This window comes from Sphingobium sp. AP50, from assembly GCF_900109095.1.
GTDB lineage: Bacteria > Pseudomonadota > Alphaproteobacteria > Sphingomonadales > Sphingomonadaceae > Sphingobium.
The window spans coordinates 161,753-186,545 of sequence record NZ_FNYZ01000010.1 but is presented as its reverse complement, the minus strand read 5'-3'; the positions used below and the strand labels follow the sequence as shown (position 1 = coordinate 186,545).

The following is a 24,793-nucleotide window of genomic DNA, read 5'->3' as shown; positions in this document are numbered from 1 at the left end:
CAGAACCGTCTCCATGAACTGCTGCCATGGAATTGGCGCGCCGCCGAAGATCAACGCGAAGCCGCCTGATCCGCGGCCTTCACCGAATGCCTACGAAACAATTTCGTCTGGGACGAGTTTTCCCGCCTCCATAACCGCTTTCGCGATCACCCCAACCGGTGTTGCTGCCTTGACGGCGCTGCGCAGCATGTCGCCGGTCGACAGCTGAACCATTTGACGGTCTGAGACGAGCTTAGACGCTTGGGTGCCCTTGCCGGCACCCGGCGGACCCAACAAGACTATATTCATTGCGTGACCCCCAATTCCGTCAATTGCTACCTATCGGTCTGATCGGGATCATTCGGGCATCAGGAGCTCTGTGATCAGCCGGACCAACTCGACATAGCTGAGGATCGCCAATGTTGATGCCGCGCCGATGGGCGCTGCCAATGCAAGTGAAAATATCCCGAATGACGGCCAACCAAGAAGCAGCGTCACCCCGCAGACAAACAGTCCGGCGATCGAAGCAATCGTCCAACCGTGCTGCAATGTGCCGCGAAGCAATGGGAAGCGGGCCAGCCCTTGTGAGCTGGCTGCCGAGTGGGACGCAGATGCCATCTCGCTGACTTTTTCCACTGTCTTTCCCCTTAAAGTCGCCAGCCGTTCGGCCGCGAGCATTCCGAAGGTACCCGCCTTGATAAGACCGCCGATATACGCTGCCTCAGAGCCGCCCTCGAGGCCGCCTGTCGCGGCTCCGGCCGCATACAGGCCGGGGATGGGTTTTGAATCCTTCCCCAGTACCTGAGCGCTAGCATCTATCGAAATACCGCCCATCGTGTAGGTGATGCCCGGCATCAGCTGAATAGCCATGAATGGCGCGGTGGCGATCTTGAACGGCTTAACCTTCTGCGACCGCGTGATGGTGAGTTCGCCCAACTTCCCCTCCGCCAAGGCCTCATTATAGCCCGCAACCGTCCTAACCAGCGCGTCAGCGGGAACGGAGATCAGCTTCGAAAGATTCTCGAGAGTTTCGGCGCGATAGACGGTGCCCCCCCCCTTCTCGATCCACGGATTGGGCGAAACCCGATCGAAGGTGCCGGGCCCTTCCCAGATATCCTGGTCGAAAATCGCATAGAGGCGAGTGTCGGAAGGAACTCTGGCAAGCGCATTGGTAAGGTACACGCCAGTGCGTCCCTCATCGGCGACCCGGTTGCCTCCGTCATCGACGACGATGCCCGCCGTCGCTACTGCATCAAGCTGCGGAAACGGCCACAGCGCGTCATTGGACCGCGCCTCCGCGGCGAGCAGATGTCCGTAGAACCGATGCGTGTCGCTAAGCGCTGCCCCCGCCGCGACCGCCATTTTCAGCCCATCTCCATGGCCCGTTCGGGCGCCCCGCTGGAAGACAGTATCGAAATCGGGAGCGATATGTTGTTCGAACAACGCGCGATCGGCTTGAAACCCTCCGTCCGCGATCAGGCAGGCGTGGGCGCGCCACTCCCGATCCACACCTGCAACTTTACCTCGGACGCCTACGCAGCGGCCATCTACCATTACGAGCTCTGTTGCATGACCACCAAGCTGCAATTCACCGCCGAGGGCAACCAGCCTGTCGGCGAGTTGAGCCAATGTTCTGTCGGGCCCTCGCCCCTCCCAGTCGATGCCGCCCTTCAGGGCACGGGGCGGCGCCATGCACCACCGATACATCTCCCGCGGATCGAACCGCATGAGCCGCACCTGCTTGTCTCGAAGCCAGTAAATGAACCTTGCCGCCTCCGATGCAAGCGCCCTCGCGATGTCAGGGCGGGCCTGGCCATCGCTAACCTGCGCAATCAGGTCCATAAGTTCCTTCGGCTCACGGCAAGGGTCGTGGAAGGCGATATGTAGGATCCCGCCGGACTGCCGCGAGTTGCACGGATAGTGCGATCCCTCGCCTTTCTCCAGCACAAGCACGTGCAAGCCAAGTTCCGCGGCCCTCACCGCAGCCGTTAACCCGGCGAGGCCGCCGCCGACTACCACGAGATCGAGGGGTCCGCCGTCCAGATGATCGACCATCATCGGCTGCAATCACTAATGACATCGTGCTTCGTCATGGCCTTGCAGTCTCTTCGATGAGATCTCCGGATTTTTTCGGGAAGGTGCCCGGCGGTGGCGAGGATGGGGCACCTGGTCCAACCATATGGTCGAAGCGGTGATTTCCTGTAATCCGCGCTTCAAATACGCGCCATTCGCCTGTGCGCTTATGCAGACGCTTCATGTAGGTACCGCAGCCCGTGTAGCTGCTCTTGTCGGGCAAGATGATAGCAGCCTGATAGAAGGCGCCGAGCCATGCCTCTTCCATCCCTGGTTCGAAGCGAACCAGCGTGTTCGTTCCATAGTGGATGAAGAACCGCGGCCGATTGATAAGATATTCGTAATTTTCCCTGATGGCATCCTTGCCGATATAGGTTCCCCGCGGGTTCACCAGGACACAATCATCGGTGAATCGCGCCACTACCCCGTCCAGATCGCGCGAGTCGTAAAGATAATGATATCGCTTGAACGCATCGAGAACCTCGGCTTCCTCATGATCCAGAATAGCGATGTCCTCTTTCGAGAGACCAGCCGTCCTGGGTCGATGGCCAAGCTGCTTGAAGATGTCCCACATCCCCGTTCCCCATTCGTCGACATGTGCGGGATCTGGCTCGGTCATAATCTATCCTCTTTGTTGTACTGTTTGTCGGGACTTCAGCGGCTCGCCGTCGCCGCGGTCCCGAATATAATTTCGTTCTGCTCACCCAGTTTAGGCGCACGGACCGGATCCGTCTGGGTTCCCCTGAATGCTGGGGCGATAGGGGTCGGCAAGGCGCAGATCACCTCGCCACTTTCGTTCCAGAGCTTGGCGTTGAACACGCCGCGCGCGACGAAGTGCGGGTCTCGCATCGCTTCTTGGGCGGTGCGTACGATCGAGCAACAGCAGTCTGCTGCGACGAAGCGCGCATCCCAATAAGCGGAGTCTCGCGCGCCAATCAGTTCGGCAACACGGGCTGTGGTGGATTGCTGGTCGGCCTGATCGTCGTGAAACTCGGATTCGAGCCCGATGGTCGCAATGAAGCGTTCCCAGAATTTGTCTTCAAGCGCCGCGACGGCTGCAAATTTGCCGTCCAACGTGGGATAAAGGCGATATCGGCAGGATCCTCCTGTGACCAAAGCATCGCCACTGCTTGGCCAACGCCCCGCCGCTTGGCCATCGCCAATAGCCCAGTAAAGAAAAGGAAACAGATTGTCCGCCATCGCGATGTCGATATGGCAGCCTCCGCCGGACCGATCGCGTTCACGCAGGGCGAGGAGGATGTTGAAAACAGCAGGATAGGTGCCACCCGCAATATCCGCGATTAGCGCAGGCGGAATTACCGGGGTCTCAGCCGTGCCCAAGCTCAGAGCTAACAAGCCCGCGTCCCCTATATAATTGAGATCGTGCCCCGCGGCCGCGTGCTTGGGACCGGACTGGCCGTAGCCACTGATCGAGCAGTAAATGATACCGGGATTGATCTTGGCTACATCCTCATAACCCAGTCCGAGGCGTGACATCACGCCTGGCCGGAATTGCTCGACAAGGATATCGGCATCCTCCAGAAGCGGAGCTAGTCGGGCCCGGTCATCAGCATTTTTGAGATCCACAGCGAGGCTTTTCTTGCCACGATTGAGCATGGCAAAATTGACGCTGTCCTGCCCCCAGCGCGGCACATAGCTGCGCATCTCTTCGCCTTTGCCGGGGCGTTCGATCTTGATCACCTCCGCCCCTGCTTCCGCTAGGAATAGGGTCGCCATCGGGCCAGGAAGCAGAGTCGAGAAGTCCAGGACTTTCAGGCCGGACAGAGCGCCGCGCGAGTTCATGACTGCTTCCGCGCCTTCGCGACGACTGATCGTCGCGCCGGCATGTAGGCCGCTTGGCCATTCATGGCCCATATCGCGGTCGTGACATCGTGGTGGCGCGCGAGGTCTCCACGCACAACCCGCTCGATCGGACCATCGGGATAACCAAGGCCCATTCGGCATGTCATGTCCATCGCCGCGGCGCTTGCCAATCCTTCATCAAGGAAGCGCAACGCGGCGTTATACTTCGGGCGCACGAGCCGGTCGATAATGCGCCCTGCCTGATCGGCGCATACCACGACCTCGAAGCCCGAAGCTTCGAACATCAAAATCGCCGCCTCGATCGCGTCAGTGTTGCTATTAGGCTGACGGACCAGTTCAATTAAATTAGTGGGCGCATCATTTCCATTGCGGTACCGGGCGAACCCCAGGATGTTGGAGCCCTCACAACCGGACTGCTCGCCTGTGTAAACGCCCAGACACTCTGTATCGAGCTCTACGAGTATCGCAGTCCTGGTAACGTCCTCCGCCGGAGGACCGCCCAAATACAAGATCACTTCGGCGCCCGGTATAGAGCTCTGAAGAAACGGATCGCCCGATAGGAAGGATCGGCTGGGGCCGACCTGAACGATTTCATAGTCTCTCATTTCGCGGGTCCCTTCAGGCAGCCTGGTAGTCAAAAAAGCCCTTGCCAGTCTTTCGGCCGAGATGTCCGGCAGCGACCATGCGGCGCAGCAGCGGCGGAGCCGATGCCCGGGGATCCAGTGTCACCGGATAAAAGGCTTCACAAAGACGAACCTGCGTGTCGAGGCCGATCAAATCGAGCAGTTCGCAGGGCCCCATTTTGTAACCGAGGCCTTTCTTGATCGCCTTGTCGATGTCCGCAGGTAGGGCAACCCCCGCCTCAATCGCCCGGATCACGTCATTGTTGAACGGGACCAGCAGCGCATTTAGAATGAAACCCGGCTTGTCCTGCGTCTCCACGGGAGTTTGACCAGCCGCCAACGTCCAGTTCCAAGCCGAATTGAAGGCTTCGTCTGCGCTATTCACTCCGCGCGACATCTCAATCAGTTTCATCAATTGGGCTGGGAGGCAGAAATGCATACCCACAATACGATCTTCCCGACCGCAACCCGACGCGATCTCAGTTATCGACAATGTTGACGTGTTCGAGGCGAAGATCGTTTCCGGTTTGCACAGCCCGTCTAGTTTCTTGAATAGCGCGCGCTTTGCAGCGAGATCCTCGAAAATCGCCTCGATCACGAGATCGCAGTCCGCAAGATCTGAGAGCAAGGTCGTGTCAACCAGATTCATCAAGGCAGCATTTTTCGCCTCTTCGGACATTTTTCCGCGTTCGACGGACTTGCCGAAGAAGCCCTCGGCCACCTTCCTTTGCCGTGCGAGTGCGTCTGACGACATGTCGAAACAAATCGTCTTGAACCCGGCGCGGGCCGCAACCAACGCAATCCCGGCCCCCATGGTACCGCCCGCTCCACAGATAGCCACCTTCTTGATGTCGCTGGTCATTTCGAGATGAAACTCCGTCCAATAAGCTGGCGGTGGACTTGATTGGTCCCCTCCCAGATTTGCGTGATTTTCGCGTCGCGCATTAGCCGTTCAGCCCGATAATCGGTGCAATAGCCATAACCGCCATGGAACTGGACGCACTCAGTCGCCATGCGCATCGCTAGATCGGATGCGCGCATCTTGGCGAGCGACGCTTCCATTCCAAAATCTTTCGCACCACCGTCAACCAGCTCTGCGACGTAATCAATCCAACGTTCGAGCAGTGCTAGGTCGCCCGCGAGGTCCGCGAGCGTGAACTGGTTGCCCTGGAATTCAAGTACTCTCTTCCCGCCCTGAACGCGCTCGTTCGCGTAAGCGACCATATCCTTGAACGCGGCGCGGGCGATGCCCCGCGCATGCGCCGCCACCGACGGCCGCGACTTGTTGAGTGAGGCGAGAAGGATCTGCAGACCATCACCCGGCTCGCCCAGAAGATTTGTTCTTGGCACTCTAATATTGTCGAACGACAAGGCGCATGTGGACGAGCCGCGATGGCCCATCTTGTGCTCCTTGCCGATCACAGAGAAGCCGGGTGCTCCTTCTTCAAGAATCAACGCGGAAATCGCCTTCCTGGGATCCTCGATTTCTGACCACTTGCCGAAAAGCAGAATGCGGCTCGCCACATCGCCATTGGTGATGAAGATCTTGCCGCCGTTTATGACGATGTCGTCACCCTCCGGCGTGAAACGTGTCTTCATGCCCGTCGCATCCGATCCGGCGCCCGGTTCGGTAATCGCCAAAGCGCCTAGCGCTCCTTCAGCAATGGCGGGCAGCAACCGCGCGCGCTGCTCATCGGTGCCGAAATCGATCAGCGGCTTCATACCGTGATAGTTGGTGGCGTAGATGATACCCGTGGACGCGCACGCCTCGGAGATGATTGTCACGATCTCGAGGTAGAGCTTGTACGGCATCGCCGAGCCGCCAAAAGCCTCGGGAATGAACACGGTATTCAGTCCCAGCGCGTTAAGCGCCCTTACATTCTCCCATGGGAATTCGGAGTTCTCATCGACGCGCTTTGCGTTGGGTGCGATTACCTCATCAACGACGCGCTGTACCTGATCAAGGATCTGGCGCTCGTCATCATTCCAGCGGCGGCTGGCATCAATTTGGCCGAACATCCCCATCAGTGATTCATCCCTTGACCGCCATCGACATAGATTGTCTCACCTGTGAGAAAGCCGATGTTTTCGGAGAAAAGAGAGCCCACTAGGCGCGCTACTTCATCGGATCCGCCGGCGCGTTGCGTCGGAATTCGCTTTGAAAGCCACGCCCTCGTCTTTTCGCTGGCGAGGAAATCCTTGTTAAGGTCAGTGGCGATGTAGCCGGGTGCCACATTGAGAACGCGAATATTGTCGCGAGCCCATTCCACGGCCATACAGCGCGTCATCGCGCCGACTGCGGCTTTCGAAGCGCAGTAAGCGAAGTTGTCTGGGACACCAAGTTTGTCGAAGAAGGAGCCGATGTTGACGATTGTCCCTTCGCCGCGAAGATGGGGGTAGGCTTCGCGCGACGCGATCATAACCGCCGTTGCGTTGAGCCGCATCACCCTCTCGTAATCGGCGGTTTCGAGTGACGCGATCATGCCGTGAATATGCACGCCTGCATTGTTCACTAGGCCGATGATCCCGCTCGTGCGAGCAGTTTCAGCGAACATGGCCCGAACGGCCGCTTCGTCGGTCATGTCGCAAGCGCGTCCCTCACCTACCGGAGCCTCACCCGAGCGCGACACGCAGATGACATGATAACCGCGCCGATCGAGTTCGGTGGCGATAGCTGCCCCGATGCCCTTGCTGCCGCCAGTTACGATGATAGTATTCTTAGTCATCTTTGAATTCAGGCCTCCGCTTTTCTTCGAACGCTGCCATGCCCTCCTCCGCGTCCGCCGTGCGGTAGGCGAGGGTCGAGAGGTCGGCTTCGACACGTAGGCCTTCAACCAACGGCAATTTCTCTGCGCGTTGAACTGCGCGACGCGCAAACTCGAGCGTTCTCAGACTGTAGCCAGCAAACTCCGCTGCAAATGCTTTGCCTGCCGCAATGAGGTCGCCCTCGACCACTTTGTTCACAAGTCCGATTGCGGCCGCTTCGGCAGCGTTCAGCGTGCGCCCGGTGAGGATCATCTCAAGCGCCCTACTCTCACCCACCAGGCGCGGCAGCCGCTGAGTACCTCCATAACCCGGAATGAGGCCCAGCTTGATCTCCGGCAAACCCATTCTGGCAACCGGGCTCGCCAAACGGAACGTGCAGGCGAGGGCCAGCTCAAGCCCGCCCCCGAAGGCATATCCGTTAATTAGCGCGATGGAGGCGACTGGAAGGGTATCGAGCTTCGCGAAAACCCCCTGACCGAATTCCGATCCGCGCTTCTGATCAATCAAGGGCCGATTGCGCAACTCCTTGATGTCCGCGCCGGCACAGAATGCTTTGTCACCTGCGCCTGTGATGAGGAGTGCCCTGACGTCCGCCATTCCTGCCACCGCGTCCAGAGCAGAACCGATTTCTTGGATGATCGCGAAGCTCAGAGCGTTCAATGCGTGAGGCCTGTTGATCGTAAGCAGGGCAAGATTGTCCAGGCGGCTAAGCTCAATAGTCATGACAATGCCTCGGTTCGTTTTCTGTAGCGGACAGCGGTCGGCTCCAGCGCGCCGCGTGCCACCATCTCAGCGAGGTCACGCTTCAGGATCTTCCCGCTGGGCGTGAGCGGGAATGTCTCCAGCTTCAAAAACCATTCCGGCATATCAAACTTTGACAAGCCTTCACTCGCGAGATGCTCGAGCACATGATCGGCAGTCACCTCGCCTATGACAGCAAGGCAAACACGTTCGCCAAGCCGCTCGTCGGCAATTGCAAAGGCCGCAGCCTTCTCGATCGCCGGATGGGTGAGAGCCGACGCCTCTATGCGCGAAGGATAAATATTGTGACCTCCCCGGATGATGAGGTCCTTCAATCGGCCTTCGATGCGGAGATTGCCGCTTGCGTCGAGCGAACCAAGGTCACCGGAAAGAAACCAACCGTCGCGGTTGAAGCTTTTTTCGGTTGCGCGCTGGTTGTCGAAATAGCCGAGCATCAAGGTCGCGCCACGCCCGCCAATCTGTCCGGTTTCTCCAATACCAAGAGCGACATCTTCATTCTCGGGGTCGAAGATGCGGACCTCGTAACCACGCCCCCCTCGTCCGCACGTCTGAGTCCAGATTTCCGGCGTGTCGTCACGGTGGGTATATTGGTGAGAGGAATTCTCCGTCATGCCATAGACGTTTTGCGGCGTTACCCCTTGAGCGATAAAAGCTTCCGCTACCACCGCCGGAATCGGTGCGCCCGCCATGTAGAAAATGCGCACCGAGCCTAGCTTGGGAAGCGCGCGCGCCCGCTGCTCCTGGAGAATGTCCATAGCATGCGTCGGCACGCCAAGGATGTAGGTCGCCCCCGTTTCAAGGATCCAATCGAGCCGACTGACACCAACAGGCGCGTCGTCGGTGACGAGCCTACAGCCCGCGATGAGCCATTGGGAAACGGCTACCCACGCAATATGATGCGAAAGGGGGCTAAGGGTCAGGATGACCTCATCGCTCCCTATCTCCCAATCGCGGGCAAGGTCACGACCATTGGCCAAAAGCGTGTTTGCCGAATGCATGACGCACTTGGGCGTGCCAGTCGTGCCGGAGGTGAAGGCAAGATAAGCTACCGCATCAGGATTCCTGTGTACTTCCCGTTCGGAAACCAGATTTGGCGGTGGCATGCTGGCTGGCGTATAGACCCGGCGCAGAAATGGGAGTGCACCAAGCATACCTTCGAAGTCTGATGTCGAGCGGTCTGCTCCCCAACCTTCTTCGGTCAGCAACGCGGCCGATCCCAATGTGGTCATTAGGTCGATTATCTCTGCGCAGGTATAGGTGCGGTGCAGCGAAGGATTACAGGCAAAGCCCTCACGCGAGCACGCGAGAAAAACGACGATGGCCTCGATCTTGTTCGACAGCCACAGCGATACACGGTCACCAGCAACCAGGCCGCTCTGTACCAAATCGTCGGCCATAGCGTCGACGCGCAGCAGCAACTCCCGCCATGTAAAGGTTTTCGTTCCGTCCTGAAGCGCCGGCCTATCATGCTTTGTGTCGGCCGCTCTGGCGAGCAGTGTGTAGAAAGTGTCGTCGGCCCAAAGCCCCTGCTGGTAGCGACGGGCCGCTTCCGCCGGATCGTGCAGCGTCAGGAACGGCCTCATTGGAAACTCACCATCGTTGGGTTCAGCGGCGCGGCGGCTCGCACTGAGCAAAAAGGCATAACCAATGCCTCGGTCGGACACGGCCCCGATTGCAATAGGTCGCAGGCCAAACGAATGCGCGACGGCTTAAGATTGCGGTTCATCCGCCGCGCCCGGAGGCACTTAGTTGCCAAAGGCATTTTCCAATCTGTAGCTGACGACATGGACATTATCCTTGCTTCTGCGCGCTCCGCAGTCTGGTTGATCAAATCCTTCCTCCCCTTTGCAATTTTCCAACCTGCCGCTTTCGGTTCGATAATAGCAAAGACCATGCCAGCCGGTTTGAGTGGCCGTTGTTAGTTAGGCTTGGACGCCGTTCAGACCCACAAAGGTGGCCCGTGAAAGCTGCCGGCCTGCGGAGACAAGCGAGAAGGACAAGCAATGCGCTTGGAAACGCCGGCAGATCGATCTCGATTATGTCCTTTGCGCGGCCAGGAAGCTCGTCCACGTGTCGTCACCGACAACAGGCTTGGAGCGCCTGAACGACATTTGCGGCAAACGCAGGCACCAGCGCATTCCCACAGAGCCGACCGTATCTTTAAATTCACCAAAGAGCGCGCTTGTGCGTCTAAATTTGCGAGATCCTGCTGGCCACCAAGACCCCAAGCTACCAAATTTCAGCGTTGGCACAGGAGTTGCAGAGTGAAAATCGCAGATCGTGAGATCGGCATTCAAGGACTTCAAAGCCGCGCGCAGACCAGCGCTGGAGCGCAAGGCAAGAGGGGAGGATCGAATGAACAGAGTTAAGCATTTCATATCCGCAGGCGTGGCTGTTATTTCGCTAGTGGGCGCTGCTCACGCCCAGGAGGCTGCCGAAGGCGCGACGGCTGCGTCTGGTCAGGATGCGGCGAGCGCAGGAGATACTGGCGAGATTGTCGTGACAGCGACCCGGCGTGCTGAAAAGCTGCGCGACATCCCGGCATCAATCGCTGCCTTTGGGGGCGAAAAGCTCCAAAGCAGCGGCGTCTTTGACGTCACGCAACTTGATCGCGTGGCTGCCGGCGTTCAAGTGGCAACGGCTTATGGCGGTTACCAACGCGTCACCGTCCGCGGCATCGGCAGCAATCAGGTAATGCCGGGCGGCAACCCGTCGGTGGCTGTCCACCGTGACGGCGTATATCTTCAAGCGAACAGCGATTTTGGTCTGGGTTTCTTCGATGTCGAACGCATCGAGGTGCTCCGTGGTCCTCAGGGTACGCTTTATGGACGAAATGCAACAGGCGGCGCCGTGAATGTAATCACGGGCTCACCCACCGACACATTCCAGGCAGGCGGCAATATCACCTTCGGGAACTATAGCCTCGTTGAGACTGAAGGATTCGCATCAGGTCCGATAGCCGGTGATGAGCTCACCGGTCGTATCGCGTTCAAAACGCGAAAGGACGATGGCTTCGTCAAAAATGTTCGAAATGGCGAAGCCTATAATGGATCGGATTTCGCCGGGGTGAGAGCAAAACTGCGGTACCAGTCCACCAGTGACTTCCTCCTTGAGCTTGGCGCGGATTTCAATCGTGATAACGCTGTCGCCCTCCCCTATTTTACGCGAGCCAGGACGAATGTCCCACTGCCTTCTGAAACAGCTGGATTCGCGCTGCCTTCGCCCCCGAATGTCGACCTGAATTATGACAACAATAAGCGGGCGGAGATTTGGGGAACATCTGCAAGAATGGAGATTGGCCTGGGCAGTGTCGAACTGCGGTCGCTGACTGGATATAGACAATATACTCTGGACACGCGCCTCGACACCGATGGCCAGCCACTGGATCTTTCCAACTCCAGAACACAGGAAAAGCTCAAGCAATTTTCGCAGGAGCTGACACTCAGTTCTGTCGGAAACGGCGACTTCAAATGGGTGGCAGGCTTGTTCTATTTCCACCTCGACAATGAGGGCTATCGCACGCTGGCGTTCCCGCAGCGGGGAACGGCCCAGATCAATAATATTCCCAGCCTCAAGACCGACGCCTACGCGGTCTTTGGTGAAGCAAGTTACAAGGTCATGCCAGATTTGACGCTCACTGTCGGTGGCCGCTTTAGCTATGAGAAGAAGTCCATACTGCAGACACAGTCATTCGCCGGCGCCGCCCTGGTCGAAGACCTGAGCGACAGCTGGAAAGATTTCTCTCCCAAGGCTTCGCTGATTTATGAGATCAACCCGGAGGTCAATGCCTACGCCACCGTCAGCAGGGGATTCAAAGGAGGCGCGTACAACGGTTACGCTCTTCAGGGACGAGCGGTCGAACCAGAGCGGGTAACAAATTATGAGTTTGGCCTGAAAAACCGCTTTTTTGGAGGCAGGCTCACTGCCAACCTTTCGGCCTTTTATATGGATTATACGAACCTTCAGGTATCTATTTATCAAACGAACCCGCTCACCGGCGCATCAACGGCAGCACTCGCGAACGCAGCCACAGCACGCATCAAGGGCGTGGAGTTCGATTTTGACGCCACTCCGTCTGAGTTTTTCGGTATCTACGGCAATGCATCTTATCTGGATGCGAAGTTCAAAAGCTGGCCAAATGCTATCGATCCCGCCAGAGGCGGTGCAACATTCGACGTATCGGGCAATCAGTTGCCTTACGCTCCAAAATTCTCTTTCAACCTGGGCACGACCTTCACGTTGCCGGTTGGAAATTGGGGAAGCGCAACCCTGCTCACCGAATATTCCTACCGCAGCCGGACCTATTTTTCAGCATTCGAGGACAATTTCCTGTCACAAGCAGCCTATGGACTGTTGAATATGCGCTTGTCGTTCACCGACGATGACAAGAAGTGGCAATTCGCAGTCTGGGGCAAAAATATTACCAACAAGCTTGCGATCAACGAAGCACTGGAGAATTACAGCGCTATTTCCGGTCAGCGTAGCACTTTGTTTCCAATCGCTCCGCGTACTTACGGCGTGACGGTTGGTTACAAATTCTGATGAGTGAACAGCCTCTCTCTTAACTTTGATGTGATCACGAGAGAGGCGGCATCATTTGCCGAGAGCCAAGGGCCTTCGGTCGCTTAGGAAAAAATAAGGACAAGGCGTCGTTTATGCAGTTCAAAAGAACAAATTTTTCGACGCCTTGGACGTTCACGATAATCCTGTCGCTCCTCTATGCCTCCTCAATGCTGGACCGATATATCTTGTCGTTGCTGGCTCAACCGATCATCGCAGAGTTTCACATCACTGATGAGCAGATGGGCCTGCTACTGGGTGCTGGATTTGCGATCCTCTATTCGATTGCCGGACTGCCTGCAGCGCATTTCATAGATCGGTCGAGACGCATTCCGATCATAGTGGCTGGTGTTATGATCTGGAGTCTCTCCACCATGGCTTCGGCATTCGCGTGGGGCTTTTGGACGCTAGGAGCGGCACGGGCCGGTGTAGCGATCGGTGAAGCGGTACTCACGCCAGCTGCGGTATCGATCATCGCGGACCTGTTTCCGAAAGATAAGCGCGGCCCGCCAGTGGCGGTATATTCGATGACTGCAGCTATCATGGGCACCGGTGCAGTCGCTCTGGGCGGCTTGGTTTATCACCTTGCACAGAACCTTGCGTCCGACTTGGGCATGTCGGCCTGGAGAATCACACTCCTTCTTGTGGGTGCGCCTGGGCCGGTGATTGCCCTCGTGCTTGCCATCGCCATGCGCGAGCCTGAACGTGCGCCTGTCCCCAACGTCGGGTCGCAAGACGACAGCACGAGCATTAAGGCATTTTGCACTGAGCTCGTCACGCACCGCTCGCTGTTTCTACCATTCTACATGGGCGTCACCGCCACAGCACTTTACATTTTCGGCTTGTCCACATGGGCACCAACCATATTAATCCGTTCCTATGGGATGGAAGCCTCATCCGCCGGCTACCTGCTTGGCGTGATGGGCGTACCCGGCGCGATCCTGGCCGCAGTATTGTGGCCATCGCTCTCGGCTTTCCTCTCTCGTGCGGGATGGCACGGCCATCTTCTAGCCACTCAGCTCATATCTGCGATGGTCCTGGCACCTGTAATCATCATCGCTATCTTCACCGCGTCGCCCTGGGCCTTTGTCATTGGCGTCGGGGTGGTCAAGCTGGCGAATTCGACCTCTACGGTCGCACCCTTGACCATCCAATATTACGGTCCGAGCCGAATGCGCGGCCGCCTCACAGCTTTGTACGTGCTCACCTCGAGCGTTATCGGGCTGAGCGGAGGAGCGCTTCTGGTACCGTTGCTAGCAAACTTCTGGCCGGAAAATCCCAACAGCCTCGCATATGGGCTATCCACTCTGGGCGTGGGCGCTGTCAGCATCTCTATCCCGTCCTTCTGGTTCGCGCACCGAGCCGCCGCCAAAATGACCTCGCACGAGCAGGTATGAAGCAAGGCCGGTTGCGATCTTCGGCCGCATTTTCAGAGCATGAATCCAGGCAGCAAGGCTTTCTACAGTCCAGGATCGCGAACTCACTCTGCTGAAGATTGAAAGGAAATTGGCATGTCTCTTACCGCGAGCCGACTGGCCCACTGGAGGCCGAACGATCTGGCGCTTGCCGACGAACGCCAAAGGATCACTTGGAACACGCTTGATCCGCTGGTGAACAGGATCGTTAACGGTTTGCGGGCTGCCGGCCTTTCTTCGGAAGGGCGCGCTGCCGTCTTCGCATCCAACTGTGTCGAAAATGCCCTCGTCTATATCGGTGCGCTCGAAGCCGGTGTGTCCACTGTACCCATCAACTTTCATCTGACCGTGGACGAGCTGACTTACATCTTGAGGGACTCGCAGGCTGAGATCTTATTCGTAGGCCCGGATACTCAGGAAGTGGGACAGGAGGCAGCAGCGAAGGCTGGCGTAAAGACAGTCGTCGGCTGGCGATGCGAGCCGCGTCGCAATCAGTTGGAGTGGGGCGCGTGGTTGGATGCAAGCAACGCGAGTGAGGCTACAACCACATTTTCCCCTCGGCCACATCTGCACTACACGTCGGGAACTACCGGGCAGCCAAAGGGCACAGAGACGCCGCCCAATATGCTACCGGCCACTGGATCGGTGGCGGACATGTTCGACGCTCTGTCCGCACGGTTTCAATCGAACGGCGCTCGATCGCCCATGATGATTGTCGGGCCGATGTATCACTCAGGTCCATTGAATTCCGTTCGAAGCTTGGGCGGGGGCGCTGCCCTCGTAATCCTATCGCGTTTCGATCCGGAGACGGTTTTGAAAACGATCGAAGAGTACCGCATCCAGGCTGTCGGGATGGTCCCAACCCATTTTCAGCGGCTGCTGGCGCTTCCTGAAGATGTTCGCAACCGCTACGACATTTCGAGCTTACGCATTGTTTCACATACTGGATCGGCTTGCCCGCGCAACGTAAAGCAAGCGATGATTGATTGGTTCGGACCAGTGTTGGTCGAGGATTATGGCGGCTCCGAATCGGGGGCTACAAATCGCATCAATTCAGAAGACTGGCTGCGTCGGCCAGGCTCCGTCGGTCGGACTCTACCGCCGTTTGAAGCTTTGATCCTTGACGAGAACGCCAAACCCCTACCCGCAGGGCAGGAAGGCAGGATATATTTCAGAGACACGACTGGTCGCGGCATTCGTTACCATAATGACGAGGAAAAGACACGTGCGGCGCACCTCAGCCCGGGTATATTCACTCTCGGTGAAATCGGCTTCGTGGACGACGAAGGCTTTCTTTTCATTACGGACCGCGCGTCTGACATGATCGTCAGTGGCGGTGTGAACATCTATCCCGCGGAAATTGAAAAAGTGCTGATCCAGCATCCGCAGATTTTGGACGTGTCCGTTGTGGGCGTGCCTAATGCCGACATGGGCGAGGAAGTTCGAGCAATCGTGGTGCCGCGAAGCCTCGAACAGCCGCCAGCCACCGACGAACTTACGCGTTTTTGCCGCAAGAGCCTAGCCGGCTATAAATGCCCCCGCGGATATGATTTTGTGCCGGACATCGGCCGCAACGCGATGGGCAAGATCAACAAGAAGGAGCTTCGCCAGCGTTATTGGCCGACCACCCGAACGATCGCGGGCTGACAGGCTGCAACAGAGACTCGTGCAATTGCGCTGCTCCCGTTTGTCGGCATACTGGTATGCGTGGATTTACCATGGTTCTTGGTGCCTTACCGCGCCGAGATGTGGGAGCGAATTGGCCCCAGAAGCTCAACTCCTTCTCCCTTATCGCGCGCTTATCACGTAATTGCACTACCGAGCTGCCGGTGAATGTCAGACCCGGGCTCTCGCCCCTGTCGGCAACCCACCGAGCCGGATGCGGTCTGCTTCATGCGACTGGCCGCAGATGGCAGGTATCGCCTCTTTGGTCCTCATGCGCGCACCCAACGAGTCGCTCGGGTCTTTTACGCCCGCGGCAGCGAACCGACTTGCCATAGCGTGGGACTTCGATCGGGCTGCACAGCTATAACGGGTTTTGAATGTTTGCTAATCAGCCTACCCTACCGTTTCTGCCCCGTGCGACTGCGCAGACGGCGCCACAGGCGTCCACCACAACCAGAGGCACAGAGGCCCCACATTCTAGAGCGGTGATATTGCGTGCGGGATTCTGGCACCCGTCCCTGCTCGTGCGACAGATTCTGAATTATTTCTCATTGCGCACGAAATCTGATCTCATCCAGACCATATCCACGGCCCGGAGTAGCCGACTGCACCTTCGCAAGGACAATGTGAGCCTGCACTTCACGCGTCGAGTTCACGAAAAATTGTCGGACGCCAACGAGTTCTGCAATTTGCCGCGCAGGAACAGCAGCCCCCCCGCAGTGCTGCCTCCATCGATTGCTATTTCCGCCCCTGTGATGAAACTTGATTCATCGCTTGCCAGAAAAAGAACGAGTTTGGCGCAGTCGAGCGGCGTTCCGGATCGCTGCAACGGGATGCTGCGGCGAACGGCTTCAGTGAACCCTGATCTCTCGCCGTCGCGGAAGAAGCTTGTATCATCGATCTGCCCGGGATGTATCGAATTCACGCGCACATTCCATTCCGCAAATTCAGCTGAGGCGGTCTTGGTGAGACCGCGCAGCCCCCATTTACTTGCTGTGTAGGCGGCGTCGTAATGGGCTCCCAGTCCAGCGGTCGAAGACACATTGACAATCGATCCGCCGCCCGAATCGCGGATCAAAGGAGCCGCATGTTTCATGCCAAGCATGGCCCCGGTCAGATTGACCGCCAAAGTCGTGTCCCAGCGTGACACTTCCGAGCGAGCGATATTCTGACGGCTGAGCGTTCCAGCGTTGTTGACGAGCACATGCAGCCCGCCAAAGCGCGTACGGGCCAAAGCAATCACGCTTTCCCAATCTGGCTCATGAGAGACATTCTGCTCGGCAATGGCGACGCGCTCAGGGTGTCGTAGCGCCTTTGCAAGTTCCTCCAGTGCTGCGAGCCGCAGGTCGGTAAGGATCAAAGAAGCGCCTTCCGCTAGGAAGGCGTGCGCTTCGGCGATGCCTTGCCCACCCGACGCTCCTGTGATGAGAATGATCTTTCCGGCTAGGCGGCCCATAATAGTCTCCAAGCAATGTGTTTTGAAAGTCAGCCGCACGGAGACGGTAGGTCGACCTGACGCCGGCGGTTCTTCATTAAATTATACGATTGCGACTCACCTTACGGATCAATATCCGTTGAGCCGTCCAAATCGATCCCGATGGTAGCTGGCGTTGCCCCACATCGCTTCCAGGACCGCCGCGCGCTTCAGATAGAGTCCCACATCATATTCATCCGTCATTCCCACACCACCGAACAGTTGCAGCATTTCGCGTGTCACGCGCTTAAGCGTCTCTCCGGCGAGCGCCTTGGCGAGGCTCGTCGCAAGATCAAGGCCCGACCGCTCTTCATCGATGGCCTGAAGGGCGTCCTCCACAGCTGATCGGGTCAATTCAAGTTCGGTAAACATCTGCGCCATGCGGTGCTGTAACGCTTGGAAGCTGGAGAGAAGCTTGCCGAATTGCACGCGCTGCTTCAGATAGGCGAGGGTCTGCCCAAAAGCGCTCTCCGCCATTCCAAGCATTTCAGCTGCGGTCACGGCGGCAGAATAGTTCACCACCGTTGCGGTGAGTAGAGGGCCGCCGAGCAGCACTGCGGGCGCCTCCTCGAACCGCACCTGGACATGATCGCGTGAGTCGACGATCTCGCGGGCAGAACTGATAACCCCTTTCGCCTTTTCGACGAGGTACAGGCCATCTTCAGCCGAGACGATGAAGATGTCCGCTGCGCTCCCATCCGCTACAAAAGCTTTCACGCCTGTCAACTTGCCGTCGTGCACCGTCGTGCGAAAGCGCATGTTGTGTGTTGGGCCTTCGTCGATCGCCAAGGCAGCGATCGCTTCCGCGCCAGCCAGTCGTGGCAACCATGTCCTTTTCGCTTCCTCCGATTGCCCAAGCCTTATGGCGCTCCCTGCGACAGATGATGATCCGAGGGGGACCGCCACGAGGTTACGCCCCAATTGCTCAGTGACAATCCCTAGGGACGTATAACCAAAGTCTGTACCGCCAAACTCTTCGCCGATGACGATTCCAGTCCAGCCCATTTCCCCCATTGCGTGCCACTTCGCAAAGTCGAGCCCACCTGCCCGATGGTCGCGAAGGCTTCGAAAGGCTGAGACAGGACTCTCATTGTCCACCCACTCGCGCGCCATTTCGCGCAGCATCATCTGCTCTTCGCTTAGCACCGCCATTCGATCATTCCTCATATGAACACTTTGTTGGCGACAATGCCTGATATCCCGCAGAACGCTCTGCGGTCGGCATCACTGGTGATCCAACATTCCAAGAATTCGTTTTGCGATGACGTTATTTTGGACTTCAGTCGATCCGCCATAAATCGACACTGCTTTGCCTTTCAGCCAATGGTACGTCTGCTCCAGTTCCTCTTTCGAGAAGCCCGGACCAGCCACTCCAAGGCCGTTAAGGCCCATGATCTCGATATTCAGCTCTGCCCTTTCGAGTGTGATGCGCGCGCCAACATTTTTCGTGATGCTGCTCGCGGCGGAAGGACCAGCATTGACGTTCGCATTCAGCTTAATCCGCTCTAACGTGAGCGCAAATGCCGCCCGATCCATCTCGTGGCGAATAATCCGGCTTCGCAAATCGCTGTCGACAATGCGACCATCGGCGTCAACACCGAGATATCGTTTTGCGATCTCGGGCACGCTATCTCCGGCGTTGAGGTGGACCGTGGGACCGCTGTCGCCCGATATTGAACTGCGTTCATGCTGGAGAAGCCGAGTGCCGATTTCCCATCCCTGTCCCTCGATACCCACGAGATTGACTTTGGGAACGACCACGTCGGTGAAAAAGGTCTCGCAAAACGGCGAAATGCCGGAGATCAGCCTTATGGGTCTGGTTTCGATGCCCGGGGTAGTCATGTCGATGAGCAGAAAACTGATGCCGCCATGCTTTTGCGATCGATCGGTGCGCACCAACGCAAAACACCAATGTGCCCACTGCCCTGCGCTCGTCCACGTCTTCTGGCCGTTAACCAGATAATGATCGCCCCTGTCTTCGGCAAAGGTTTGCAAGCTTGCAAGGTCCGAACCAGCGGATGGCTCAGAGTAACCTTGGCACCATCGCACCTCACCGCGAACAATGCCCGGAATGTGCTGGTGCTTCTGAGCCTCGCTACCATATTGCAAAACTGTCGGTCCAAGCATGAGCACGCCCATGCCCCCAATCGGGTTCCACGCTCCAATGCGCCGCATCTCTTCACGCAGGACTTCCGCATCTTCGCTCGTGAGCCCCCCGCCGCCATACTCGCTGGGCCAAGTAGGTGTTCCCCACCCTTTAGATCCCATGGCCTCGCGCCAGCGCGTCTGAACGGGCGTCTCTTCCTCCGAGCCGTCGACTGCGGCAAGAAGATGCTCCTGGCCTTTCAGTTCTGCCGGAAAATTCTCGAACAGCCACCCGCGCACATACTCGCGAAAGCCATCGGATCCCACTGTGCCGCTCGTCTGCTCAATCGTTGCCACAGTTCACCTCATTTCTTTCACAGCGATGTCGACTGGACAACCACCCTGATCAAGCAGGAGAGGCGCGCTCCAGTCGCCTCCCCTAGCTCCAATGCACCGCGTTAGCGGCGAACGTCAGAACGCCAGAGACAGTCCCACCCCAAACTGGCGCGGTGGCGCGTAGCTGAAGGCCCGCATCGCTCCCAGGATCCCGGCATAGCCCGTGGAGCCCGCAATCACCGTCTTGTTAGTGACATTCCGCACAAACCCGTACAGGCGCCATGGCCCTTTGGCCTCAGGTTTAAGGGAAGCGAAAAGGTCGAGCGTTCCAATGGGCTTCTGCGAGTTCGCTATCGTATTGAACTCATCAAAGTAGACACGGTCACGCCACAGATATTGCGCGCTCAGCTCAGGCACAACGCCGCCAATCGCAGGACCTGTATAGGTCGCGCCAGCACTGATGCTCCACTTTGGCACGTTGGGCAGTTGATTGCCACGAAGGTCGGTTGGAACGCCCGAAAAGTCTGCTGTCGTCGGCGTATTGATGAACTCGCGAAATTTCGGGTCGAGATATCCAGCGTTAAAGGTCAATCGCAGCGGCTCCGCCGGACGCGCCTCGATCTCGATCTCGGCGCCATTAATCCTCGCCTTAGGAGCATTAGCCAGAGCAACGCTAACGCCCACAAGCTGAGATATTTGCAGATCCGTATAGTCGCTGCTGAACGCCGCCACATTCACGCGCAATTTGCGATCAAAGAACCATGCTTTTGCTCCAACTTCAGCAGTCGCAACCTTCTCTTTGCTAACGGGCGTCAACTGGCCTGAACCGAGATTGATAGCGCCGTCCTTCGCGGCGGTACCGTATTTAGCATAGATGAAAAGATCAGAGCTTAACTGGCCCTCGATACCGACGCGGTATGGGAGACTATTGGTCTTCGAACGAAGCGGGAAATTTGTCACATTGACACCAAAGGGAGGCACAATCGTGAATGCCCAACGAGTCCTTGACCGTCTTGCCGTACCGCAGCTGACCCGTCAGCGCCCACACGTCCGTCAGTGCGAAGCGCACGTCTCCATATGCTGCCACCGCTTCGGTCTTAAGCCTACCGCCAGTTAAGCTGGCCAAGAAAAGGCCTGGTATCGTAGTATCCGAATTGACGTCAACTGACTGATCCTGATCGACATAGATATATGTTGCGCCAAGAAGCCAGCGCAGCCGGCCGGCGTCAGAAGAAGCCAGATGTACATCCGCGAAGTAATCATCGCTCCGTGTTACACGAGAGAAGGTACAGCTCGTAGCGCGTGTGCCGTCACAATCATTCGTATAGCGCTGGGCGCTTCGGCGGTAATTGCCGGTGACTTCCAGCTTGTTTTCCCCGATCGGAACGTTGAGCGTGGCGTTCGCAACATAAACGCTGATGTCATTCTCGCCGATGTTCGCATAGGTTGAACGCGGGTCGCTCGACGGCCTCTCACCATAAAGCAGGAAGGCTGGGTAAAGGTCGCTGTAGATGGTTGGCTTCACACCGAGTGCGGCGCCATTGTCATGCTCGTCCGCATAGCTGAACAGCAACCGAAGAGAGCCGCCACCGGTAAAATTGGTCAGCGTCTGCACGCGAACGGCATGCGAGGTCAGATCGTCAAGATCGCCTGGCGCTCCCGCTTGGTCAGCAATAAGGTTTTTTGTATAACCATCGGAATGGCGAAGTTGATAGGAAATACGAAAGTCGGTATTTGCAAAGCCTAGGGGGCCGGAAAGGTAACCTTCGCTCTCCCTGCGATCATAGTTACCAAGAACAGCATCGAACCTCCCCTCAAAAGTATCGGTCGGTTTTGCCGATATGATGTTGATGGCACCGCCGACCGCGTTACGCCCATAAAGGCCGCCTTGCGGCCCGCGGAGCACCTCGACACGCTCGACATCGTACATCGAAGTATTGGACGTGCTGATATCGGAAACATAGGCGCCGTCCTGATAGGTGGCGACTCCGGGATCACCGCCCGCGAGGATAAATGTATTACCCACGCCGCGCACATATATTTGTGACGTATTGCTGGTTGAGTTGAAGTTCACGTTCGGGATCGATCTCTGCAGATCGTCCAAGCGCTGCTGGCCGCGCTCTCGCTGGATTTCCCCGCTCAGAACCGAGATGGCCTCCGCTGTCCGCTGGATGTTCGTCGATCTGCGTGTAGCCGTTACAACGATGTCCGGAACCCCCGCAGATTCGTCGCGTCCTTGCGCTCCAGTCTGCGCGCCGGCGCATGTTGAACCAAGCACCCCAGCGGCTACGGTTGCGAATAAAATCCAGCGATTGTTAATCTTGCTCATTACCGCCTCCCCTAAGTGGCTAAAGCCACGTTTGTTGACATTCATTGCTATGCAACCGCCATGCCAACAAAGCCTTGACCAGACCCAGCGGGTCTAAAGAGCTGCAAATAGGCACGTTCCTGTTCTTACGTCGGTGCGAGCCACGGTCGATGAGTGCTCTCGCGATACATGCCGTTCGTACGGAGGACATCAACATAGCATGTTGACCGCCCTGCAGACACATCATGACGCGGAGCGCGTGCTCAGCTCAGCGGCTCCCCTAGCGCCTTGGCCCTGTCTAACAGACCCGCTTCATCCTTCGCGACATGCCGTAATGCGGTAAGAACCACAAGAATTCCCACTATGGTAATTGCAAGGCCGGTTAGCATCGCGCGCCGAAGCGCCTCGCCACTTTCGATTCCCGACGCGCTCAAAGCGTCGCTGATATGGCCGATAAGATACGGTCCGAGGGCAACACCGATCATTGTATTGACCATGTAGGCGAAAGCCGAAACCGTCGCACGTCCGCGAGGAAGCATCAGGTCATTCACCATTGATATCCAAGGCCCGTAAGCCACGCTGGCGAAAAAGTGCGAGACGAACATCGTTGCATAGGCGAATGGCAGCGAGTTGCTATTGAGACTAAGGAATGCCGCCACCAGCGAGATCGCCATTCCGCCCAGCCATGTGACAAGCTTGCCCTGGGGGAAGTGCTGGCGCAGTTGATCTGCAACGATCCCACCGGCCAAGACGCCTGTGATTCCGAGGCCTGCATAAGCCCCGCCCATAACCGCTCCCGCCTGCCCAGCATCAACAGCATAGAAGCGTTGCAGAAAAGGAACGAACCAGAACATGAGTGCCGGAAGCATGAACACAGTAGCGCTACCGCCCAGGATCAAACGGATTAGGGAGGGAGTGCGGAAAATCAGACCAAAGACGACCGGATCGCGCATCGCCAGAGTCTGTGCCCAGGAGAAGACAGCATACACGCCAATGCCCATCGCCGCCCATTGAAGCAAATCATGGCTAACCAGTGCAAGAAGCGCCGCGCAGGAAGCGATGACCAACCCAGCGAGTGCGTTGAGTAGCACCGCCTTGCGACCGCCCTGTCGCCCGAGCATGGGCCAGTTGGCCAAGGGCGTCATACCAAGCAACATCGCACCGACTTCCCGGAATGGATGTGGGTTATCTTCAACGACGATGCCATCACGACCGCCGCGCACCGGTTCCCGCAAAGAGGATACGAGAAAGGCCAGAACAAAGCCTGGGAGGCCGACGGCTATGAATGCGACTTGCCAGCCCTTCAGACCCAAAGGCGCGAGCGCAGGTTCAGGGTAGAGATCGGCCCATCCCTTGAGAATGGCACCACCTAGAAACAGGCCTAGACCGGCGCCGATGGAAATGCCGCTCGAATAGATACCCAGAACCGTGGTCCTCACGCGGGGCGAGAAATAGTCGTATAGGAGCGAGAACGCTGCCGGAGATGCGCTTGCCTCCCCTACACCAACGCCGAAGCGGCATGCGGCCAGTGGCAAAAATCCGCGCGCGAGTCCTGATGCTGCCGTCATAATGGACCAGAAGCTCAATCCCAGAGTAATCAGCTTCTTGCGGTTCCAGCTATCTGCCAAGCGTCCGAACGCGATGCCGAATGTCGCGTAGAACATCGCAAAGGCTGTTCCATAAAGGAAACCGAGTTGCGCATCCGATATGCCCAGGTCGGCCTTGATGTCCTCCGCCAAAATGGCGAGGATCTGTCGATCGATGAAATTGAAGACGTAGACCAGGAGCAGGATAGCCAGGACATAATAGGCATACCATCCGTCGCGTTCAGCAGGCGCCGTCGGCTGCCTCACAATCTTGCGATCACTCACAGTCCAGCTCGCACAGGCTTCTGGAATGCTTGGTAGTGCTTTGGCATATCATCATTGGCGTTTCTTTCCCGATTCCTCTCCGGTGACCTTCTCGCGATCAACGCGCCAGATCATCCTGCTCCTCTGAGATTATGAGGAGCACGGATCTCGTAGCAAGCGTCATGCCAGAACGACCAAGACTGGCATCGTTGTTGCATCATGATCACGCACTAACCGGCGGAACCGCTGGCGATGAAGCAGGAGCAGGATTTGGAACACGAAAGACGGCTGTCCGGGAAAGTCGCCATCGTAACCGGGGGGGCATCAGGGATCGGTGCAGAGACCGCACGTCTATTTGCGCGGCATGGCGCTGCTGTTGTGCTTTGCGATCGGCAAGACAAGATGGGTCGTGAGGTCGCGGCTTCGATCATGGATAGCGGTGGCATCGCCGAATATCGAAGCCTGGAGGTGACACGAGAAGACGCGTGGACGGCGCTCGTTCAGGATGTCGAACAAGCCCATGATCGATTGGACATATTGTGCAATATAGCTGGCATCGCGCGCGGGATTGACCCGACAACCGGTGAAATGACGGCCATGAATTTGCCTGAGTTGCCGCTCGACGCCTGGACGCAGGTTATGCGAGTCAATGTCGATGGCGTATTTTTGGGTACGAGGAGCGTGCATGGGGCGATGGTCAGATCCGGTGGCGGCTCAATCATAAACATGTCCTCTATATGTGGGATCGTAGGCTCTTTCGGTAATCCGGCATACAACGCCTCCAAAGGCGCCGTCCGCCTGTTTTCTAAGGCAGCGGCTCTGCAATTTGCTGGTGATCGCATTCGGGTAAATTCAGTGCATCCAGGCTTCGTGGATACGCCGTTGGCCAAGACAGGTCATAATGGAGAGGTAGGCAAAAAGCGAATGGAGGCAACGCCGCTGCGCAGGTTCGGACACCCGTCGGACATAGCATATGGATGTCTCTATCTTGCGTCTGACGAAGCGAGCTGGGTAACCGGCAGCGAGCTCGTCATCGATGGAGGCATGACCGCCGCCTGAGCATTACCCGAGTA

19 protein-coding genes and 1 pseudogene are annotated in these 24,793 nt (G+C 57.4%); 4 read left to right on the top strand and 16 right to left on the bottom strand.

Features of this window, described 5'->3' with window-relative positions:
- Positions 1 to 93 precede the first annotated feature (93 nt).
- The 10 genes and pseudogenes from BMY84_RS17045 to BMY84_RS17000 form a co-directional block, all read right to left on the bottom strand.
- Positions 94 to 288: pseudogene (locus BMY84_RS17045) on the bottom strand (nucleoside monophosphate kinase); the annotation flags it as partial.
- 48 nt (positions 289 to 336) lie between these two features.
- Positions 337 to 2,037 (bottom strand): FAD-dependent oxidoreductase, encoded by a 1,701-nt coding sequence (locus BMY84_RS17040; RefSeq protein WP_093085421.1) that lies wholly within the window; start codon positions 2,035 to 2,037, stop codon positions 337 to 339.
- A gap of 31 nt (positions 2,038 to 2,068) precedes the next feature.
- Entirely contained in the window at positions 2,069 to 2,671 is a 603-nt protein-coding gene (locus BMY84_RS17035) for a YybH family protein (protein WP_093085419.1), read from the bottom strand.
- 35 nt (positions 2,672 to 2,706) lie between these two features.
- Complete coding sequence (locus BMY84_RS17030; RefSeq protein WP_093085418.1) at positions 2,707 to 3,855, bottom strand: CaiB/BaiF CoA transferase family protein; 1,149 nt, start codon at positions 3,853 to 3,855, stop codon at positions 2,707 to 2,709.
- Complete coding sequence (locus BMY84_RS17025) at positions 3,852 to 4,481, bottom strand: 3-hydroxyacyl-CoA dehydrogenase family protein (protein ID WP_093085417.1); 630 nt, start codon at positions 4,479 to 4,481, stop codon at positions 3,852 to 3,854. Before BMY84_RS17025 ends, BMY84_RS17030 begins: the two co-directional genes overlap by 4 nt.
- Positions 4,482 to 4,494: 13 nt before the next feature.
- The gene (locus BMY84_RS17020; RefSeq protein WP_093085415.1) at positions 4,495 to 5,361 is read right to left on the bottom strand and encodes a 3-hydroxyacyl-CoA dehydrogenase family protein; all 867 of its coding nucleotides are present in this window, start codon (positions 5,359 to 5,361) and stop codon (positions 4,495 to 4,497) included.
- A complete protein-coding gene (locus BMY84_RS17015; protein WP_093085414.1) occupies positions 5,358 to 6,524 on the bottom strand; it encodes an acyl-CoA dehydrogenase family protein in 1,167 nt (388 codons plus the stop codon). The genes BMY84_RS17020 and BMY84_RS17015 overlap by 4 nt, the downstream gene beginning before the upstream one ends.
- Positions 6,524 to 7,225, bottom strand: coding sequence for an SDR family NAD(P)-dependent oxidoreductase (locus BMY84_RS17010; RefSeq protein ID WP_093085413.1), 702 nt, complete (start codon positions 7,223 to 7,225; stop codon positions 6,524 to 6,526). The genes BMY84_RS17015 and BMY84_RS17010 overlap by 1 nt, the downstream gene beginning before the upstream one ends.
- Positions 7,218 to 7,988 carry an enoyl-CoA hydratase/isomerase family protein gene (locus BMY84_RS17005; protein WP_093085412.1) on the bottom strand — a complete coding sequence of 257 codons (771 nt, stop codon included), beginning with the start codon at positions 7,986 to 7,988 and terminating at the stop codon, positions 7,218 to 7,220. The genes BMY84_RS17010 and BMY84_RS17005 overlap by 8 nt, the downstream gene beginning before the upstream one ends.
- Complete coding sequence (locus BMY84_RS17000) at positions 7,985 to 9,691, bottom strand: class I adenylate-forming enzyme family protein (RefSeq protein WP_218146978.1); 1,707 nt, start codon at positions 9,689 to 9,691, stop codon at positions 7,985 to 7,987. The genes BMY84_RS17005 and BMY84_RS17000 overlap by 4 nt, the downstream gene beginning before the upstream one ends.
- A 691-nt stretch (positions 9,692 to 10,382) precedes the next feature.
- Here BMY84_RS17000 and BMY84_RS16995 point away from each other — a divergent pair.
- The 3 genes from BMY84_RS16995 to BMY84_RS16985 all read left to right on the top strand — a co-directional run bounded on the left by BMY84_RS16995 (position 10,383) and on the right by BMY84_RS16985 (position 15,649).
- Positions 10,383 to 12,569, top strand: a complete 2,187-nt coding sequence (locus BMY84_RS16995; protein ID WP_093085409.1) for a TonB-dependent receptor — start codon at positions 10,383 to 10,385, stop codon at positions 12,567 to 12,569.
- A 113-nt stretch (positions 12,570 to 12,682) separates the two neighbouring features.
- Complete coding sequence (locus BMY84_RS16990; protein WP_093085408.1) at positions 12,683 to 13,984, top strand: MFS transporter; 1,302 nt, start codon at positions 12,683 to 12,685, stop codon at positions 13,982 to 13,984.
- Positions 13,985 to 14,098: 114 nt separating this feature from the next.
- Positions 14,099 to 15,649, top strand: a complete 1,551-nt coding sequence (locus tag BMY84_RS16985) for an AMP-binding protein (protein ID WP_093085406.1) — start codon at positions 14,099 to 14,101, stop codon at positions 15,647 to 15,649.
- A 670-nt stretch (positions 15,650 to 16,319) separates the two neighbouring features.
- On the opposite strand, the gene BMY84_RS16980 is transcribed toward BMY84_RS16985, so the two are convergent.
- The 6 genes from BMY84_RS16980 to BMY84_RS16955 all read right to left on the bottom strand — a co-directional run bounded on the left by BMY84_RS16980 (position 16,320) and on the right by BMY84_RS16955 (position 23,741).
- Positions 16,320 to 17,123, bottom strand: coding sequence for an SDR family NAD(P)-dependent oxidoreductase (locus tag BMY84_RS16980; protein ID WP_218146977.1), 804 nt, complete (start codon positions 17,121 to 17,123; stop codon positions 16,320 to 16,322).
- Positions 17,124 to 17,231: 108 nt separating this feature from the next.
- Complete coding sequence (locus BMY84_RS16975) at positions 17,232 to 18,293, bottom strand: acyl-CoA dehydrogenase family protein (RefSeq protein WP_093085405.1); 1,062 nt, start codon at positions 18,291 to 18,293, stop codon at positions 17,232 to 17,234.
- A 72-nt stretch (positions 18,294 to 18,365) separates the two neighbouring features.
- Positions 18,366 to 19,583, bottom strand: coding sequence for an acyl-CoA dehydrogenase family protein (locus BMY84_RS16970; protein ID WP_093085403.1), 1,218 nt, complete (start codon positions 19,581 to 19,583; stop codon positions 18,366 to 18,368).
- 114 nt (positions 19,584 to 19,697) lie between these two features.
- Entirely contained in the window at positions 19,698 to 20,522 is an 825-nt protein-coding gene (locus tag BMY84_RS16965; RefSeq protein ID WP_177204058.1) for a TonB-dependent receptor domain-containing protein, read from the bottom strand.
- Positions 20,488 to 21,891: a TonB-dependent receptor gene (locus BMY84_RS16960; RefSeq protein WP_177204057.1), complete on the bottom strand. Its 1,404-nt coding sequence runs from the start codon at positions 21,889 to 21,891 to the stop codon at positions 20,488 to 20,490. Before BMY84_RS16960 ends, BMY84_RS16965 begins: the two co-directional genes overlap by 35 nt.
- A 242-nt stretch (positions 21,892 to 22,133) precedes the next feature.
- Entirely contained in the window at positions 22,134 to 23,741 is a 1,608-nt protein-coding gene (locus BMY84_RS16955; protein ID WP_177204056.1) for a spinster family MFS transporter, read from the bottom strand.
- A 231-nt stretch (positions 23,742 to 23,972) separates the two neighbouring features.
- Between BMY84_RS16955 and BMY84_RS16950 the strand changes: the two genes are divergently transcribed.
- Positions 23,973 to 24,779, top strand: a complete 807-nt coding sequence (locus BMY84_RS16950; RefSeq protein ID WP_093085399.1) for an SDR family NAD(P)-dependent oxidoreductase — start codon at positions 23,973 to 23,975, stop codon at positions 24,777 to 24,779.
- The last annotated feature ends 14 nt before the right edge of the window (positions 24,780 to 24,793 follow it).